The following is a 16,566-nucleotide window of genomic DNA, read 5'->3' as shown; positions in this document are numbered from 1 at the left end:
CCCTATTTGCGAGGAGCCCTCTTATGGCTGAGCATCAGCTGGAATTCAACGGACAAACCATCGAAACCGATGCCAAGGGCTATCTGCTGAACAGCAGTGACTGGAGCGAGGAGCTGGCACAGGTGCTGGCCGAGCAGGAAAGCATAGTGATGGAAGAGCCTCACTGGGAGGTGGTGCGTTTCGTGCGAGCTTTCTATCTGGAGTTCAACACCTCCCCTGCCATCCGTGCTCTGGTCAAGGCGATGGAAAAACAGTACGGCCCGGAAAAAGGCAACAGCCGCTACCTCTACAAGCTGTTTCCTGAGGGGCCAGCCAAACAGGCTACCAAGATAGGCGGCCTGCCAAAACCGGTGAAATGCATCTAAAAAAATACCGCGCCCATCTGTGAAATGAAGCGCGGTATTTTTTTATCTCGTTGAACTATCAGGGTTTATAGGCCACAACGGATCCACTGAGTCCTGTCATCTGACCAATCCGGCCCTGCATTCCCTGCAGCTTGGCCTTGGAAACATCCGGCCCGATGAAGACCCGGTTGAGCTGACCCTGCACCGGCGTACGCGGCGAAGTCTGGGCCGAATAGCCCGCCGCCCGCAACTTGCTCACCAGCGCATTGACGCTGTCCACGTTCTTGAAGGCGCCAAGCTGCAAGATCCAGCTGCCCTGCGACGAGGCGGCAGGCGCCTGTGACTGCGGCGCCATCTTGCTCGCGATGAGGTCATCCATCGACTTGATCTGGCCTACCTGTGGCTTGGTTTCCACCGGCTTTTTCACTTCCACCGGTTTGGGAGCTACCGGCTTTGGCTTGGGTGGCTCCACCGGCTTCTTGGCGATCACTTCGGGCTTGGGCTTGACCACTGGCTGAGCAACGGGCTTGGTAGCTGGCTGCTGTGCCTGCGCCGCCGATGGGTTCTTGTTGGTGGCGAGCGTCACGGGATCCGAGACCTCTTCGACCTGCCACTGCTCGGCGGCAGAGGCCTGCTGCTGGCTGGCCAGGTGTTCCGCCGGCAAGGTACTGGCGGCCGAGACCTGCAATACCGGCTTGGCGGGTTCAAGCTCGGGACGCAGCGGGATCTTGGCAAACGCCTCGTCTTTTTGCTCCAGCTTGTTGCCATCCATCAGATCCGGCAGAAAAATGACAACCAGGGCCACCAGGATGACGGTGCCTACCAATCTGTTTTGAAACTTCGAAGCCAAGTTAATCCCCACCCATGTTACTTAGAATTAATTGCAATTTTGCAGACATCAATGATGGACGGTCCCTTCAAGCCACTCTGTGTTGAGACTTCGAAGCCAAGTCAACGCCTATACCCATGTTGCTTGGCCGATGGCGCGCCGAAGAAGATTTGGCCCGGCAAAACCAGCCTGAAGCCGTGCCGTTCAACCGGCCCTGTGCCGATCAGGACGCAGTGCCCGCCAGAATGTCGGCGACAGTGTAAAACGAACCAAACACAATGACCATATCATCAGGACTCGATGCGGCCAACGCAGCCTGATAGGCGGCGCTGACATCATCAAAGCGCTGAGCCTGTCCCTTGCCCTCCCCCAGGGCAGCGGCGAGCTGCTCGGCGGTAGCGGCGCGCGGACCGGTGAGACTGGCCAGAAACCATGCGTCGATCAGACCATCAAGCTCGGCGAGCGAACCCGCCATGTCCTTGTCTTTGAGCATGCCGACCACGGCGCAGCGCTTGCCCTTGCAGGGGATCTGGCGCAACTGGCTGGCAAGGTAGGCCGCCGAATGGGGATTGTGGGCCACATCGACGATGACCAGAGGCTCGCTTTGCAGCCGCTGCATCCGCCCCGCCAGCCGGGCATTGGCCAGCCCGTCACGGATTGCAGACTCAGGTAGCGGCAAGCCGAGGGATTCCAGCGCCGCCAGCACGGTTACAGCGTTCATCAGCGGCAGTGCTGGTTTGGGCAGATCCCGCCACTGGTGCAGACCCAGGTAATCCCAGCTGGTCTCATGCTCTTTGCCAGAGAAGTCGACACCGACCTGACGCAGGCAGGCACCTATGCACTGCGCCTCGCTGGCGATAGTGGCAGGAGGCTTGGGTTCACCGCTGATGGCGGGTTTGCCGGCGCGATACACTCCGGCCTTCTCCACTGCCACCGCTTCGCGGGTATCCCCCAGCCAGTCGCAGTGATCAAGCGCAATGGAGGTGATCATGGCCACATCGGACTCCACCACATTGGTGGCGTCGAGCCGACCACCCAGCCCCACTTCCAGCAGCAGCACATCCGGCGCGGCGCGGCGAAAGAGCCAGAGGCCCGCCAGGGTGGCAAACTCGAAGAAGGTGAGCGCTATCTCGCCCCGAGCAGCTTCCACCTCGGCAAAGGCAGCGCGATGATAGTCGTCGGCCAGCTCTTGTCCATTGATGCGTACCCGCTCGGTAAAGCGCAGCAGATGGGGAGAGGAGTAGACACCGACCTTGTAGCCCGCCGCCATCAGAATGCTGGCCGCCATGGCGCAGCTGGAGCCCTTGCCGTTGGTGCCCGCCACTGTAATCACCTTGAACGGTAGCTGGGTAAGCCCCATACGCCGGGCGACAGCACCGACCCGATCCAGCCCCATGTCGATGTTGACGGGGTGGATCTGCTCCAAATAAGAAAGCCAGTCGACCAGCGACCGGCTTTGGGATTGTTGCATGTTTGAACTCATCTTCACTCTTCGATGACGTGAGTATTCAGCATTTTGGCGAACAGGCTGGCCAAACGGTTACGCATCTCGCGGCGATCTATGATGAGATCGATGGCGCCCTTCTCCAGCAGAAACTCGGAGCGCTGGAAGCCTTCCGGCAGCTTCTCGCGCACTGTCTGCTCGATGACGCGGGGACCAGCAAAGCCGATCAGCGCCTTGGGCTCGCCCACATTGATATCACCCAGCATGGCCAGACTGGCAGAGACACCACCCATGGTAGGGTCGGTCAGCACAGAGATATAGGGCAGGCCCGCCTTGGTGAGCCTGTCCAGCGCAGCACTGGTCTTGGCCATCTGCATCAGGGAGAAGAGCGCTTCCTGCATGCGAGCACCGCCTGACGCGGAGAAGCAGACCAGACCGCGACCTTCCTTGATGCACTCCTCGACGGCGCGTACGAAACGGGCACCGACCACGGAGGACATGGAGCCACCGATGAAGGAGAACTCGAATGAACAGGCGACGACCGGTACCCCCTTGAGGGTCCCCTTCATCACCACCAGCGCATCTTTCTCTCCCGTCGCTTTCTGAGCGGCGGACAAACGATCCTTGTAGCGCTTGGAATCCTTGAATTTCAAGATATCCTGCGGCTCCAGCTCGGCACCGACTTCGGTACGGCCCTGCTCATCGAGAAAACTCTCGAGACGGGCACGGGCGCTGATGCGCATATGATGATCACACTTGGGGCACACTTCGAGGTTGCGCTCCAACTCTGCCCGGTAGAGCACCTGTTCACAAGCACTGCACTTGGTCCACACCCCTTCCGGAATGTTGTGACGACGAGGTGTAGTTATCTTGCTCTTGGGAAGGATCTTCTCAAGCCAGCTCATGGAATTCCTTAATGCTTTTGTGCCTGACAAAACGCATCGAGCCTAGATTGTTCAATGACTTAATAGCTCGATGGCAATAAATGACGGATCATTAAACCACAAATTTTCGGGGCCAGTTACTAAAAACTGGTCGTACCCGGTGCCGAGTCCGGCAGCCAGAGCGGGCCGAGCGGCAGCTGTGGCAACGCCAGTTCTGCCGGGTAATCCACGTCAACCAGATAGAGTCCACCGGCCTTGGCGGTCGGCCCGGCCTGGTTGCGATCCTTGGCGGCCAGCAGCTCGGCAATCCACGCCACCGGCTTTAACCCCTGCCCCACCAGCAGCAGGGAACCTGTGATGTTGCGCACCATATGGTGCAAGAAGGCGTTGGCCTTGATGTCGAGCACGATGTAGGGGCCGGAGCGGCTGACGCACAGGTGCGTCACATTGCGCCACGGTGTCTTGGACTGGCAACCTATGGCCCGAAACGAGGTAAAGTCCTGCTCCCCCAGCAGGCATTGACCCGCCTGGTGCATCAACCCTGCATCTATGGTCTCGTGATAATGACTGACACCGCTGCCAAGAATGGCAGGGCGGTAGTTGTGGTTGTAGATGACATAACGGTAGCGACGGGCGGTGGCGCTGAAACGGGCGTGGAACGTCTCGTCCACCTCCTTGACCCAACGCACGGCGATATCCGGCGGCAGATTGGAGTTGAGTCCCAGGGTCCAGGCCGATTCGCTGCGGATGGCGTGGGTATCGAAATGGATCACCTGACCGGTGGCATGCACACCGGCATCGGTGCGACCTGCGCACTGAATGGAAACCGGGTGGTTGGCGATCCGGCTGAGGGCTTTCTCCAGCTCAGCCTGCACGCTGATCACTTCTCGCTGACGCTGCCAGCCGAAATACCGGCTGCCGTCATATTCAATACCTAGGGCGATTCGCATGGGTAACACTTGTCTTATGGTGAAAAGAGGCGATGAAAGAAACGGGGCGGATTATACGCGCTCGGGGTGAAAAGTCCCAAAAACCGCAAGCCCGCGCGCACAGTCCCCAATAGAGAAGGGCAGCCCGCAGGCTGCCCTTCTCAAGGTCCTAACGCCAGAGGGGCGGTTATCCCAGGCGCTTGAGCAACTTCTCCGCCTCGGCACGCTGGTGATCACTTCCCTGCTCTGCCGCCTCTTGCAACAGTTCGCGAGCACTGTCTTTGTCGTCGATCTCGAGGTAGGCCCGGGCCAGATCCAGCTTGGCACCCACACCGCCGTCGTCGGCATCCACGTCAAAGCCTGTGGACTCCGGCAGCACCTCGGGGAAGCCGTCCAGTCCCACATCCAGCGAGAAGCCCTGATAGGGTTCCTGCTCCGTGGTGGTGGCATCGGCTTCGGCCAGCAGCTTGTCGATCTCGACATAACCACTCTCGTTGGCCTGTTCACGGGGTTTTACATCGCCCTCATGGGATTCCACCTCGGCGAAGGCATCCTCAAAATCGGAGAGTGCCAGCTCGTTGGGATCCAACGCGAGATCCTGTTCCACCGCCTCGGTCGGCGCCAGGCCCAGCTCCGCCAGCATCTCGTCGGCGCTGGTATCGGCGGCGCTCTGTTTCGCACTTTCCTGGTCAGCTTCAGCCTCGGCAAAAGCGCTCTCAAAGTCGCTCAAATCAAAAGCGGCAAGTTCTTCGTCACTGATGGGGGCTTCGGCATCCGGCTGGCCATCATCGTCGGCATCCAGATCCAGATCGGCGGTCAGGTCGGCATCCAGCTCGGCAAACAGCGCCGCCTGCAGTTCCTCTTCACTCATGACCTCATTGCCAGCCTTGGCGGGCGGGTTGAACTCGTTGGCAAGATCAAGGTCCGGCTCAACATCGAGTGCAATGGCTTCATCGTCGGCCAGATCCAGGTCTGGCACCAGATCCGGATCACGACCGGCCGCTTTGGGTGCAGGTTCCGCCTCAAAACCGGCCAGCTCCATCTCGCCGTCATCGCTGAACACTATGTCAGCAGGGGCCGCCGGCTCTTCCACCGCCATGTAACCATCCGGGGTGTTGAGATCCGGCATGGGGCGAACCGGCTCATCATCGGTGATATCGGCGCTGAACAGATCATCAAACTCGCTGTGTTCCTGATCCATCACCATGGAGGTCGATTCGGAGAGGCTCTTCTCCTGCTCTTCCAGCTCGCGGCGGGCACGGGCACGCAGCCAGAGCGTCACCAGCGCCAACACCAGCAACACAGGCAGCAGTATGATCATGGCGAGGTTGAGCGGTGAGGAGAGCAAATCCATCAGCCAGTGCTGCTTGGGTTCAGGCGTCGCCGCGACCGGCGGAACAGGTTTGGTCTTGAGCTCGGCAATTTCTTTTTGCAGCGCTGTCTGCTCCAGCAACTGGGCCTTGAGGGTTTCCACCTCTTCGGTCAGGGATTGCAACCGCAGCTTGAGCCTGTGGTTCATCTCAGTGACCTGACCGAGCTGGGCATTGGCATCTTCCAGCGCCAGTGCCATTTCGGTAGAGGGCTGGCCGACCGGCTTGCCAAGATCAGCAGGCAGCGGTGCAGGGGCGCTGGTAGCGGGTGCCTGGCTTGGTACCGGCTCGGCAACCTTGGCAATCTCTTTCACTTCGGTTGCAGGTTGAGGCGCAGCCACCTTGGGTGCCGGCGCAGGAATGGGCGCCGCTTTGGGTACGGGTGCCTTGGCGGGCGTGGCAGCAACCTTGGGCGCGGCCGGTTTGGCTGGCTGAGTTTGCTTGCTGGCCAGATATTTCGGGCTCAGCCCTTTCCAGCTGGCGTTGTCGCTATTGAAACGCTGGCGGGCCTGGGCATCGGTGATGACACTCGCTTCCGCGGCGGTAGGCAGCAGAATGCGGGATCCCACCAGTATGTGGTTGATGTTGCCATCGGCGAAGCTGCGGGGGTTTTTCTCGTAAATCGCCACCATGGTCTGGTAGACGCTGACGCGATTGGAGGGGCGATGTTTGCTCGCCAGGCTCCAGAGGGTATCAGTAGGACGGACAGGGCCATAACTGCCGGCATTGCTCGCGACCTGCCGCACAATCGGCTGGGCAGTGGGACGGCTGGGCTGGGACGTGGCGCGGGGAGCGGCGACTGGTTGTGCCAACGGCTGGGAATTGACGGCAGGCGGAGCCGGTTCATCCGGGCCTTTGAGCTCAACAAAAAAAGGCTCCCGCGCCGGATCTTCAGCCTGAGCGGTGCCCAGCAGACCCAATGCGAGTAGCATTGCCAATGTTATGCGGGAATGTCCCATATTCGTTCCTTCGTATGACGGCCCTATCACATTGAAAAATCTGGATAGTTACCCCAAAACAGTCGGTTCAATATAAATCAGGCTCAGGTTGCAAGCCAGCAGTCCGACACATTTAGCACCCAACTTGTTCCTGAGTGTAGGAAAAAACTTAATCAGTTGATATCACGAAAAATTCTCGGGGCCATAGAGTGCGGCCCCGGTCACACCCACACCGCACGCGGGTGGCAAGGGACAGGCCCGATGGAACTTGTCCCCCACCGGGCCGGCAGATCCGCAGATCAGAGGTAATCGCGCACCAGCAGTTCGGCAATCTGCACACTGTTGGTCGCGGCGCCCTTACGAACGTTATCGGCCACGATCCACATATTGATACCGCTGGGGTGAGAAATATCCTGACGGACACGGCCAACCAGCACCTCATCCTTGCCGGTGGCGTCACGCACCGGGGTCGGATAGTCCGTTTCGTCATCGAACAGGGTCACGCCCGGGGCATTGCGCAGCAGCTCCTTGACCTGATCCGCATCGAGCGGTTGATGCAGCTCGACGTGCACCGCTTCGGCATGACCATAGAAGACGGGCACCCGCACGCAGGTGGGGTTCACGGCTATGCTGGCATCCCCCAGGATCTTCTGGGTTTCCCACACCATCTTCATCTCTTCACGGGTGTAGCCGTTGTCGGTGAAGCTGTCGATCTGCGGAATGAGATTGAAGGCGATCTGCTGCGGGTAGAGGGTCGGCTCCACCGGACGACCGTTGAGCAGCTGCGCGGTCTGGCCGGCCAGCTCGCTTACCCCTTCCTTGCCAGAGCCGGAGACGGACTGGTAGGTCGCCACGTTGATGCGGGCGATCCCGACCTCGTCGTGCAAGGGCTTGAGCGCAACCAGCATCTGGATGGTGGAGCAGTTCGGGTTGGCGATGATGTTGCGATTGCGAAAATCCGCCAACGCGCCCGGATTGACTTCCGGGATCACCAAGGGGATATCTTCGTCGTAACGGAAGCAGGAGGTGTTGTCGATGACGATGCAGCCGTGCTCGGCGGCGATCGGCGCCCATTTGGCAGAAACCTCGGCACCGGCGGAGAAGAGCGCAATCTGCACCTGACTCCAGTCAAACTCTTCCACATCCTTGATTTCAAGATTCTTGCCACAAAAGCGCACCGTATCACCGGCGCTGCGGCTGGATGCCAGCGGATAGAGGGTACCGACCGGGAAGGCGCGCTCCTCCAGAATTTCAATCATGGCCTGACCCACGGCGCCGCTGGCGCCCAATACCGCTACGTTGAATTGCTGACTCACTGATGTTCTCTCCTGTGGTATTGCAAATAGTGCCGGCAACGCACGCTGGCATCACCGTTGGCAGGCGAACCTGCCTGATAGAGGGCTCGGCATGACACCAAGCCAGAGACGGGCAGGGCTGGCGTCGAAGCCGCTTACCCCAGCCGTTTGGATCTGTTGAATCTGGTTTAGCCGGGTTGGACGGTGAAACCGAGCCGGGCCAGGGTATCGCTGGCGAAGGGGCCATTGACGTGCAAAGAGGATAGCTCGCGCCGCTCCGGATAGTGCTTGCGCTGTTCATCGAAACTGCCGGGCAGCTCAATCCGGTTGCGAAAACGGGCATCGTCGCGGCGCACATCATAAATAAGGTGCACCAGCTGTTTGATAAGTGCCTGATCCGCCGGTTGACCCGGAGTCAGTGCGCACACCTCGGGGGCTGGCAGCAAGGATTGCAGATCCTGGCGCGCCGCACGGCCCGACTGCTGACAAAGCGCCTGATAGAGCATCCAGGTGCCGCGCGCCTTGCCCTCCAGGCTGTAGCCTGCGATGTGAGGGGTCGCTATCTCGGTATGGGGCACCAGGGCACGCAGGGGCTCTGGCTCCCCTTCCCACACATCCATCACCAGCCGCAGGGGCTCAAGCCCTTGCTGGCGAGCGAGCAGCGCCTGGTTGTCCCACACCTCGCCACGGGAGGCGTTGACGAGGATCTGCCCGGCAGGGCGCGCGGCGATCACCTGCTCATCCAGCAGGTGGAAAGTAGCATCCGGCCCCTCGCGGGTGATGGGCACGTGGAAACTGACGATGTCGGCACCGAGTGCCGTCTGGTAGTCGACAAACGCCCCCGCCTGCGCGGCGGCCCGGGCGCGCGGCGGATCGCAGCGCAGCACCCGCATGCCGAGGGCCTCGGCCTTGCACGCCACGCATTCACCGGTATTGCCCGCCCCTATGACAGCGAGGCTCATCTCGCGCAAGTTGAGCTCATGACGCTCGGCCAGCACCAGCAGGGCAGAGAGCACATAATCGCCGACCGAATACTTGTTGCAGCCGGGCGCGCTGAAGAAGGTGATGTTGCGCGCCGCCAGCAGCGCCTTGTCGACGTGATCGGTACCTATGGTGGCGGTGCCGACGAATCTGAGCCGCGGGCTGGTGGCGAGGAGCTCGGCATCGACCCGGGTCACGGAGCGCACCAGCAGCACGTCGGCATCTTGCAGGTCCGCCGCCTGCATCTGCCGTCCTGGCAAGGGGATCACCTCGCCAAATTCGGCAAACAGCTCAAGGGCGTGGGGCATATTTTCATCAACGACGATCTTCATCGGGCTCTCTCACTTCGCAACCGGCCACAGGCGCGCCATTCTAGCCCAAACCAGCAGAACTTTCAGATGCTTATTCGCCCATGACCTTTCAGCACAATCACACCACCCGGCCAGCCCAAACCGGCCAGATGTTCAGATGCCTGTTCGCCGACTCCCTTTCACCACCATCGCACCACAGTGCCTGGGCAAACCGCCAAGATGCGCAGATGATGATGGTGACCCCACGCCCGTATTGCCATGTCGGCCCGGGTGACACTCATTTGTAAGCCCATGTTACAGCCAGACCAGCGAGACTTGACCGACCCGCCGAGGCTGGCACAATGACGCCTCTTTTTTCCTGCCCGTTTAACGCGCACCTGTTACGAGCCTTGTTATGCCGACTCATGCCTCTTCGCTGCCGCGCCGTCAGGTGCTTGGTTTCAGCGCCGCCCTGATCCTGCCGCTGCTGTTGCTGGCCTGCCTGCCCTGGCAACCCTTTATGAGCCAGGCCCTGCAATCGGGCTGGTTGTGGTGGCCCTACGCCCTCACCCGCATGGTGGATGTGCCCGGCATTGCCATCAGCATTGCCGCCCTCTTGCTGCTGACCCGACACAAGCTGACGCTGAGCCTGCCCGCCATGCTGGCACTGGTCTGCGCCCTGTTTGCCATGCTCGCTGGCGACTGGGCCATCAAAAGCATCATCAAGCACCTGACCCAGGAGCCGCGCCCTTATTTGCTCTGGCTGGAGGGCCAGAGTCTGATCCCCGCCATCCAGCAGTTCTACTCAGGCAGTGTCGAGGTACGCAGCGAACAGGTGCATGCGGCGAGCCTCTTGCTGGCACTGCCCGAATGGCTCACTGACCACTGGCAGGCAGAAGTGAACTATGCCTTTCCCTCCGGCCACAGTATCGCCGCCATGAGTCTCGCCCAGTTCTTCGGCCTGATCTGGCTGGCCCGCGCCCCTTCAGGGGTCTGGCTGCTGCCACTGTGGGCACTGGGCATAGGCCTGTCGCGCATGCTGATCGGCATGCACTGGCCGATGGACGTGCTGGCGAGCGCCCTGCTCGGCAGCCTGACCGCCCTGTTTGCCGCCCGCTGGTGGCTGCGCCGCTACTGACGTCTGTGACCATGCCAACAAAAACGGGCACCTTCTGGTGCCCGTTTTTGTTGGTGCGATAACGTCACATACCGATAGCCATGCTCAGTTGCTGGCACTCTGCCCCTGCCAGCCCTCGGGATACTTGTAACCCACGAAGCGCTTGGCGGCATAGGCCTTGAACTCGGGGGAGTTGTAGGCCGCCGCCACATCCTTGGCAAATGGCTGATCGGCATCGGCGCTTTTCACTACCACCCAGTTGATGAAGTTGTAGCTGCGCTCGAGGAACAGACCCTCGCTGAACGCAATGCCGCTGGAGGCGGCGAAGTTGCCGTTGATGACGGAGAAGTCCACATCCTCCCGCGAACGCGGCAGTTGCGCAGCTTCCAGCTGGATCAGCTTGATATTGTGCGGATTTTTCGCCACATCAAACTCGCTTGCCTTGAGCGGGTTGATCCCCTCCTTGAGGGTGAGCCAACCCAGATCCTGCAGCATCAGCAGAGCACGCGCCTGATTGGTCGGGTCGTTGGGGATGGCGACCGTGCTCCCCTCTTTCAACGCCTTCAGCTCGCCCAGCTTGCCAGCGTAGAGACCCATGGGACCGGTCGGCACCTGGGTGATGGGAGCCAGTGACAGGCCCCTGTCTTTTGAAAAACTCTCCAGATAGGGTTTGTGCTGGAAGCAGTTCACATCGAGCGAGCCATCGGCCAGCGCAATATTGGGGGTCACGTAATCGGTGAACTCCACCAGTTTGACCTTGTAGCCCTTGGCCTCCAGCTGCGGCTTGATGGAGTCGGTCACCATGTCGGCAAAGTCCCCGACTGTCGTGCCAATCACTATCTCTTTTTTGACCGGATCGGCGGCAAGAACGGAAAACGGCAGGCTGCTGGCCAGCAGTGCCAGCGCTGAGAGGGTAAAAAAGGAACGACGCTGCATAAGGGACTCCCTGTCAAAATAATCATCAAAAGGTGGCAGGATGACGGCGACGACCACAATGGGCTTCTCGCCATAACCATCTAGCCATCCAAACGGCTAATGCATGCAACCATAACAGAGCGTCTTCCCGTCGCCAAGCGACAAAAAAGGCAAGCTTAACCAGGCAACAGCCAAACCCACACTTCATGCATTGCTGGCCTTGATGCAGAAAATCTTTGATAAACCACACAGTATTGCTTTTGCCCCCTCCCCGAACCGGCCTCAACTGGCTTATTGTGATCATCAGTCGGGTCTGGGTGGCCAGAGCCCTTTGTCAGGCTCACCTTGCTGAAGAAGGCGCTCACTGGCAGCGTCATTCAGGGGCGGTAGCGTCTATCTTGGCAACAGAGCCCTGATAGCTCGCATAGCAGGAGATAGTCTTATTCAATCAGTCGAGGAGTGGCCGTGATCGATCACGTTGAAATCAAGACAGTGCATTTTGACGACTGCAAGCGCTTCTACCAAACCGTACTCCATCCACTGCATGTGGAACTCAAGTGGGCAGATGACGCTGCTGCCGGTTTTGGCCTGTTCGGCCGTGACAAGGTGAGCTTTTTGATCGAAAGGGGCGAGCGACATACACACTGCCATCTTGCCTTCAGCGCCACGACTCAGGCACAAGTCGATGCTTTTCACCTGGCGGGTATCCAAGCAGGCTTTCGCTGCAACGGACAACCCGGCCTTCGTGCTCACTATGCTCCTGATTATTACGCCGCATTCTTGCTTGATCCTGATGGAAACAATGTAGAGGCAGTGGCATATATTTAATGATGATACATGTCGATGTTGAGCAGTCCTAAATGCCTGAACAAGAAACTAACGTTACAAACAGGGACAAGGAATATGTCAAAAGCGATTCAAGGATTCGAATATTCAATTAAAGATGCTGAAGAGCTGCTAGCTCATTTTGATAGTATTAACGCCAACCCACCACCACCCAGCAGTGAAGTTTTAAAAAGAGCCGGACTGGTAATGGCGCTCACCGCTTGGGAAACTTATGTGGAAGATAGATTGGTTGAGGAAATGCATAAAAAACTAGCCATAGTGCAGGGTAGTTACCTGGGGGACTTCATCCTGAAGAAATTGCATACAGATTTAAAATCCTTTCATAATCCAAGCTCAGATAAAACGAAAAAAATATTCATGGATTATCTTGGCTTTGATGTGACCGAGGGGTGGCGCTGGCCGAACTACGAACCAGAGAAAGCCCGCTCAACACTCAATCAATGGATTAAAAAACGCGGTGATGCAGCACATCGTTCAAAGCCAATCAGCACTGGCGTACCGGCTCCTCATCTTATAAAGCGTGATGAACTAGAAAAAGTGATCAGATTTATCAGAGATCTGGTCAAGTCTACCGACTGTTATATCAATGAAAAGATTGATCTGCACCACACAACTGTTTTTGAACGTCATAACCAGCTTTCAACTTGATTGAGGAATATACGAATGGAATGGTTGGTTGCAATAATTATTTTTGCCGTGATAGGTATTTTTTTTGGAAAGCCATCATCTTGCAGTATGTGTGGACAGTCTATAAAGAAGACATATTATAAATGGACAATCGATGGAAAGAAGCAAACGCTTTGTCCAAAATGCAACTCTCAGATGGAGAGAAAAGTTAGCAAGGAGGCATTTAACCGTCGCTTTGGTTGATGTAACACGCTGATTATTCTCTGGCTAACAGGTCGAGATTGAGTACTTCAACCGGCGTTCTAGAATTTTTCTGGCTGTTACTGAATTTACAATTTGAATTACTTTATTTTTGACTGATGCTGGCATTGCCGGTAGTTTTATAAGCCTCATCGACAGGGTGCCATGCCTCATATTTTATACGTCACCATGTCAATAGCGAACAACATGGAAGGCGCGCTAAATCACGAGCAGGGAGCAAGACCACACCCTATTCAAGGAGTATTCATGAGCCCCAAACAACAGCTGATCGCCAAAGGCATCTTCATCGCTTCGACGCTTTTTTCTTTGGCCCTGATAGGGTTTGTTGCATGGTCGGTAGTCATGGTCAGCCCGCTGCACCCGGCCGGATCAGCCCCCTCACAGGGGGTCAGCATCGGCCTCGCACTGGCCATTGGGTTGTTTGTCATGGCATTCAACTATGTAGCTTATCGCGGGCTCACAGAGCCGGTGAAGGGCTTCAAGGTTGTCTTCTGGTGCTTTATTGCGCTGCATCTGTTCGCCTTGCCGATCGGTACCGCCATCGCGCTGACCCTCATCTATTTGTGGAACCAGTCGCGTACATCTGTCATCCGTCCACTGGGCGCCACACTCTGACCTGATCCAAGGAGCCATCATGCTGACCGCCTCTACCACAGGCCTGCTGGTCGTCGATATTCAGGGCAAGCTGGCACGGCTCGTCGAGGAAAGCCCAGCCCTGATTGCCAATAGCGCAAGGCTGGTACAAGGGGCCCAGGCGCTGGGCTTGCCGGTTGTCTGGCTGGAACAGAATCCGGACAAGCTGGGGCCAACGGTGCCCGAGTTGCAGCCGCTGCAGAGCGGTGCCCCCGTGCTGACCAAATTCAGCTTCGGCGCGCTGGGGGAGCCGGCAGTGGCAGCCGCCCTCGCCCGGACCGGCAGACGTCACTGGCTGGTGTGCGGCATAGAGGCTCATATCTGCGTCTACCAAACTGTGCTGGGGCTGCTCGGCAGCGGCGCCGATGTCTCCCTGGTGGTGGATGCGGTGTCGTCCCGCAGCGCCGCCAACCGCGACTTGGCCATCACTCAGCTGGCCACCCGCGGCGCGCGGCTCACCTCGGTGGAAATGTGCCTCTATGAGCTACTGGGGGATTGCCGCCATCCGGCGTTTCGCCCGATCCTGGCCTTGATCAAATAGCGGCTGACCACTCTCGGTCAGCACCTCACACAAACGCGGCGCCACTGGCGCCGTTTTTATTGTCACTTGAGCACAAAACCCGCTGTCGGTATGGCAGGCTTGCCTGCCACATAACGCCAGCTTGGGGATGAGCCATATCAGATCAGGGCCTACTCAAAGCGGCAGCCTCGGCACGACCGCAGCCAGGGTGAATGATGGATTAATAACACGTTGATCTATAAAGATAAATATCAACAACCATCAACTGAGAAAAATTCTCAATACAGCACATAAAGGGATTCGCAGGAACCCCCATATGGTTTGAAACAGATTTGTGATGGGATTTTTTTGAGCCTTATCCCAGAACTGAAATGAGCGCTTTTTGGCTCTGTTTTTCCCGTGTATAGATGCCAGTCGCACCCAGGACGGTGCGATATAAGATGGAGTTTATCAATGAGAAAAACATCGTTGGCGTTGGCAATCTCGGCCCTGATCTCGGCCCTGCCTATCGCTTCAGTTCAGGCTAATGAGAGTTGCACCCCACTCACCGGCAAAGAGGCCGGACTCGATACCGGCCGCAGCAGCGCAGTCCGTTGTCTGCCCGGCATCAATCCCCTGCAGGACCAGCAGTGGCACCTGCTCAACAGCGGCCAGAATGCCTTCAGCACCCGTGGCGGCGTGGCGGGCAATGATCTCAACCTCTGGTGGGCACACCGCACCGAAGTATTGGGTCAGGGCATCAATGTGGCCGTGGTGGACGATGGCCTGGCCATAGCGCACCCGGATCTGGCCGACAATGTGCGCCCGGGTTCACGTAACGTAGTGACCGGCAGCGACGATCCGACTCCGACCGATCCCGACAGTGCCCACGGCACTTCGGTATCCGGCATCATAGCCGCGGTGGACAACAGCATAGGCACCCTGGGGGTAGCCCCTCGCGCCCAGTTGCAGGGCTTCAACCTGCTCGATGACAACAGCCAGCAGTTGCAAAAAGATTGGCTCTACGCCCTTGGCGGCAACGCCGTCACCGCAGACAACCGGGTCTTCAACCAGAGTTACGGCATGAGCCTGGTCGATCCTGAAGGGGCCAACGGGCTGGATCAGGTGCAGCTCGATCGCCTGTTCGAACAGCGGACCCAGCAGGCGCAGGGGGCGGCCTATATCAAGGCGGCGGGCAACGGCTTCAACCGGATTGCCTCCGGCAACTATGTGCTCAACCGCACCGGCAACCTGCCCAAGCTGCCGTTCGAGAACAGCAATATAGATCCCTCCAACAGCAACTTCTGGAACCTGGTGGTGAGCGCCATCAACGCGGACGGGGTGCGTTCTTCCTACTCCAGCGTCGGCAGCAACGTCTTCCTGAGCGCCCCCGGCGGGGAATACGGCACGGATGCGCCCGCCATGGTGACCACGGATCTGCCCGGCTGCGACATGGGTTACAACCGGGTGGACGATCCCAGTACCAACCGGCTGCACAACAACCCGCAACTTGATGCCAGCTGCGACTACAACGGCGTGATGAACGGCACCTCCTCGGCGACTCCGAACACCACAGGCGCCATGGCGCTGCTGATGTCCGCCTACCCGGACTTGTCGGTGCGGGATCTGCGCGACCTGCTGGCCCGCAACGCCACCCGACTCGACGCCAATCAGGTGCCTGTGCAGATAAGCTACACGGCCGCCAACGGCCAGCGCCGCCAGGTGACGGGTCTGGAGGGGTGGGAACGCAACGCGGCCGGCCTCTGGTACAGCCCGACCTATGGTTTCGGCCTGGTGGATGTGAACAAGACCCTGGCCAGCGCTGCCAGCCACGAACCGCTGCCACCACTGGTGCAGTTGCCCTGGCAAAAGGTAACGATACGGGATCGCGCCGTCGGCGCCATCCCGGATGTGGGCAGCAGCCCGACCCGCTCCAGCACTGTGGTCGATCAGTCATTGACGGTCGAGGCCGTGCAGGTGATGGTGAGCCTGGATCACCAGCGGCTGCCCGACTTGCTGATCGAACTGGTCTCGCCATCCGGCACCCGCAGCGTGTTGCTCAACCCCAACAACAGCCTGGTGGGACAATCCCTCGACCGGCAGCAGCTGGGCTATGTGCGCACCAAGGGGCTGCGTGACATGCGCATGCTCTCCCACAAGTTCTACGGCGAACCGGCCCTGGGCGAGTGGCGCCTGGAGGTGACCGACGTGGCCAATGGCACCCGCAAGGTCTCGCTGCTCGATCGCAGAACCAACACCCGCAGCACCCTGACCGAACGCAACAACAGCCAGCCGGGTCAACTGCTCGACTGGTCCCTGCGGATACTCGGTCACGACGCAGCCCGTTCCTGATCACAGAGGAGT

Annotated in this window: 15 protein-coding genes; 7 read left to right on the top strand and 8 right to left on the bottom strand. The window is 58.9% G+C overall.

Translation table 11 applies throughout. The features are described from left to right. The first annotated feature begins 23 nt into the window (after positions 1 to 23). Entirely contained in the window at positions 24 to 365 is a 342-nt protein-coding gene (locus GWQ31_RS04220) for a TusE/DsrC/DsvC family sulfur relay protein (protein ID WP_275908719.1), read from the top strand. 58 nt (positions 366 to 423) lie between these two features. On the opposite strand, the gene dedD is transcribed toward GWQ31_RS04220, so the two are convergent. The 7 genes from dedD to GWQ31_RS04185 form a co-directional block, all read right to left on the bottom strand. Next, on the bottom strand, positions 424 to 1,194 hold the full coding sequence (gene dedD, locus GWQ31_RS04215) for a cell division protein DedD (protein ID WP_275908718.1): 771 nt from the start codon (positions 1,192 to 1,194) through the stop codon (positions 424 to 426). Positions 1,195 to 1,396: 202 nt separating this feature from the next. Then, the gene (gene folC / locus GWQ31_RS04210; RefSeq protein WP_275908717.1) at positions 1,397 to 2,656 is read right to left on the bottom strand and encodes a bifunctional tetrahydrofolate synthase/dihydrofolate synthase; all 1,260 of its coding nucleotides are present in this window, start codon (positions 2,654 to 2,656) and stop codon (positions 1,397 to 1,399) included. Positions 2,657 to 2,658: 2 nt separating this feature from the next. Continuing rightward, positions 2,659 to 3,522, bottom strand: a complete 864-nt coding sequence (gene accD, locus GWQ31_RS04205; RefSeq protein WP_275908716.1) for an acetyl-CoA carboxylase, carboxyltransferase subunit beta — start codon at positions 3,520 to 3,522, stop codon at positions 2,659 to 2,661. Between the two features lie 119 nt (positions 3,523 to 3,641). Further along, complete coding sequence (gene truA, locus GWQ31_RS04200) at positions 3,642 to 4,451, bottom strand: tRNA pseudouridine(38-40) synthase TruA (protein WP_275908715.1); 810 nt, start codon at positions 4,449 to 4,451, stop codon at positions 3,642 to 3,644. 166 nt (positions 4,452 to 4,617) lie between these two features. Continuing rightward, complete coding sequence (locus GWQ31_RS04195; protein ID WP_275908714.1) at positions 4,618 to 6,759, bottom strand: FimV/HubP family polar landmark protein; 2,142 nt, start codon at positions 6,757 to 6,759, stop codon at positions 4,618 to 4,620. A gap of 278 nt (positions 6,760 to 7,037) precedes the next feature. Beyond that, entirely contained in the window at positions 7,038 to 8,054 is a 1,017-nt protein-coding gene (locus GWQ31_RS04190; RefSeq protein WP_275908113.1) for an aspartate-semialdehyde dehydrogenase, read from the bottom strand. A 167-nt stretch (positions 8,055 to 8,221) separates the two neighbouring features. Beyond that, the gene (locus GWQ31_RS04185; RefSeq protein ID WP_275908713.1) at positions 8,222 to 9,346 is read right to left on the bottom strand and encodes a 4-phosphoerythronate dehydrogenase; all 1,125 of its coding nucleotides are present in this window, start codon (positions 9,344 to 9,346) and stop codon (positions 8,222 to 8,224) included. A gap of 373 nt (positions 9,347 to 9,719) precedes the next feature. On the opposite strand from GWQ31_RS04185, the gene GWQ31_RS04180 reads away from it, so the two are divergent. After that, positions 9,720 to 10,442: a phosphatase PAP2 family protein gene (locus GWQ31_RS04180; RefSeq protein WP_017412529.1), complete on the top strand. Its 723-nt coding sequence runs from the start codon at positions 9,720 to 9,722 to the stop codon at positions 10,440 to 10,442. Between the two features lie 84 nt (positions 10,443 to 10,526). Here GWQ31_RS04180 and GWQ31_RS04175 read toward each other — a convergent pair whose 3' ends face one another. Further along, entirely contained in the window at positions 10,527 to 11,357 is an 831-nt protein-coding gene (locus tag GWQ31_RS04175) for a MetQ/NlpA family ABC transporter substrate-binding protein (protein WP_059112171.1), read from the bottom strand. 444 nt (positions 11,358 to 11,801) lie between these two features. Between GWQ31_RS04175 and GWQ31_RS04170 the strand changes: the two genes are divergently transcribed. From GWQ31_RS04170 to GWQ31_RS04150, 5 genes are all read left to right on the top strand, one after another. Beyond that, positions 11,802 to 12,164 (top strand): VOC family protein, encoded by a 363-nt coding sequence (locus GWQ31_RS04170; protein ID WP_271774708.1) that lies wholly within the window; start codon positions 11,802 to 11,804, stop codon positions 12,162 to 12,164. Positions 12,165 to 12,239: 75 nt separating this feature from the next. Next, the gene (locus tag GWQ31_RS04165; RefSeq protein WP_271774707.1) at positions 12,240 to 12,830 is read left to right on the top strand and encodes a HEPN domain-containing protein; all 591 of its coding nucleotides are present in this window, start codon (positions 12,240 to 12,242) and stop codon (positions 12,828 to 12,830) included. 486 nt (positions 12,831 to 13,316) lie between these two features. Beyond that, the gene (locus GWQ31_RS04160; protein ID WP_275908712.1) at positions 13,317 to 13,685 is read left to right on the top strand and encodes a hypothetical protein; all 369 of its coding nucleotides are present in this window, start codon (positions 13,317 to 13,319) and stop codon (positions 13,683 to 13,685) included. Between the two features lie 19 nt (positions 13,686 to 13,704). Next, positions 13,705 to 14,244 (top strand): hydrolase, encoded by a 540-nt coding sequence (locus GWQ31_RS04155; RefSeq protein ID WP_275908110.1) that lies wholly within the window; start codon positions 13,705 to 13,707, stop codon positions 14,242 to 14,244. A 432-nt stretch (positions 14,245 to 14,676) separates the two neighbouring features. Next, the gene (locus tag GWQ31_RS04150) at positions 14,677 to 16,554 is read left to right on the top strand and encodes a S8 family serine peptidase (RefSeq protein WP_275908711.1); all 1,878 of its coding nucleotides are present in this window, start codon (positions 14,677 to 14,679) and stop codon (positions 16,552 to 16,554) included. The last annotated feature ends 12 nt before the right edge of the window (positions 16,555 to 16,566 follow it).

It is taken from the genome of Aeromonas sp. 2MA4, from assembly GCF_029237305.1.
GTDB classification, from domain to species: Bacteria; Pseudomonadota; Gammaproteobacteria; order Enterobacterales; family Aeromonadaceae; genus Aeromonas; species Aeromonas salmonicida.
This window is presented reverse-complemented; position numbering and strand designations above follow the sequence as displayed.

What these genes read in the sequence shown, in the direction of transcription:
- GWQ31_RS04220 (WP_275908719.1), top strand. Translation starts at nt 24, where the DNA reads ATGGCTGAGCATCAGCTGGAATTCAACGGACAAACCATCGAAACCGAT.
- folC (WP_275908717.1), bottom strand. Translation starts at nt 2,656, where the DNA reads ATGAGTTCAAACATGCAACAATCCCAAAGCCGGTCGCTGGTCGACTGG.
- accD (WP_275908716.1), bottom strand. Translation starts at nt 3,522, where the DNA reads ATGAGCTGGCTTGAGAAGATCCTTCCCAAGAGCAAGATAACTACACCT.
- truA (WP_275908715.1), bottom strand. Translation starts at nt 4,451, where the DNA reads ATGCGAATCGCCCTAGGTATTGAATATGACGGCAGCCGGTATTTCGGC.
- GWQ31_RS04195 (WP_275908714.1), bottom strand. Translation starts at nt 6,759, where the DNA reads ATGGGACATTCCCGCATAACATTGGCAATGCTACTCGCATTGGGTCTG.
- GWQ31_RS04185 (WP_275908713.1), bottom strand. Translation starts at nt 9,346, where the DNA reads ATGAAGATCGTCGTTGATGAAAATATGCCCCACGCCCTTGAGCTGTTT.
- GWQ31_RS04180 (WP_017412529.1), top strand. Translation starts at nt 9,720, where the DNA reads ATGCCGACTCATGCCTCTTCGCTGCCGCGCCGTCAGGTGCTTGGTTTC.
- GWQ31_RS04175 (WP_059112171.1), bottom strand. Translation starts at nt 11,357, where the DNA reads ATGCAGCGTCGTTCCTTTTTTACCCTCTCAGCGCTGGCACTGCTGGCC.
- GWQ31_RS04165 (WP_271774707.1), top strand. Translation starts at nt 12,240, where the DNA reads ATGTCAAAAGCGATTCAAGGATTCGAATATTCAATTAAAGATGCTGAA.
- GWQ31_RS04160 (WP_275908712.1), top strand. Translation starts at nt 13,317, where the DNA reads ATGAGCCCCAAACAACAGCTGATCGCCAAAGGCATCTTCATCGCTTCG.
- GWQ31_RS04155 (WP_275908110.1), top strand. Translation starts at nt 13,705, where the DNA reads ATGCTGACCGCCTCTACCACAGGCCTGCTGGTCGTCGATATTCAGGGC.
- GWQ31_RS04150 (WP_275908711.1), top strand. Translation starts at nt 14,677, where the DNA reads ATGAGAAAAACATCGTTGGCGTTGGCAATCTCGGCCCTGATCTCGGCC.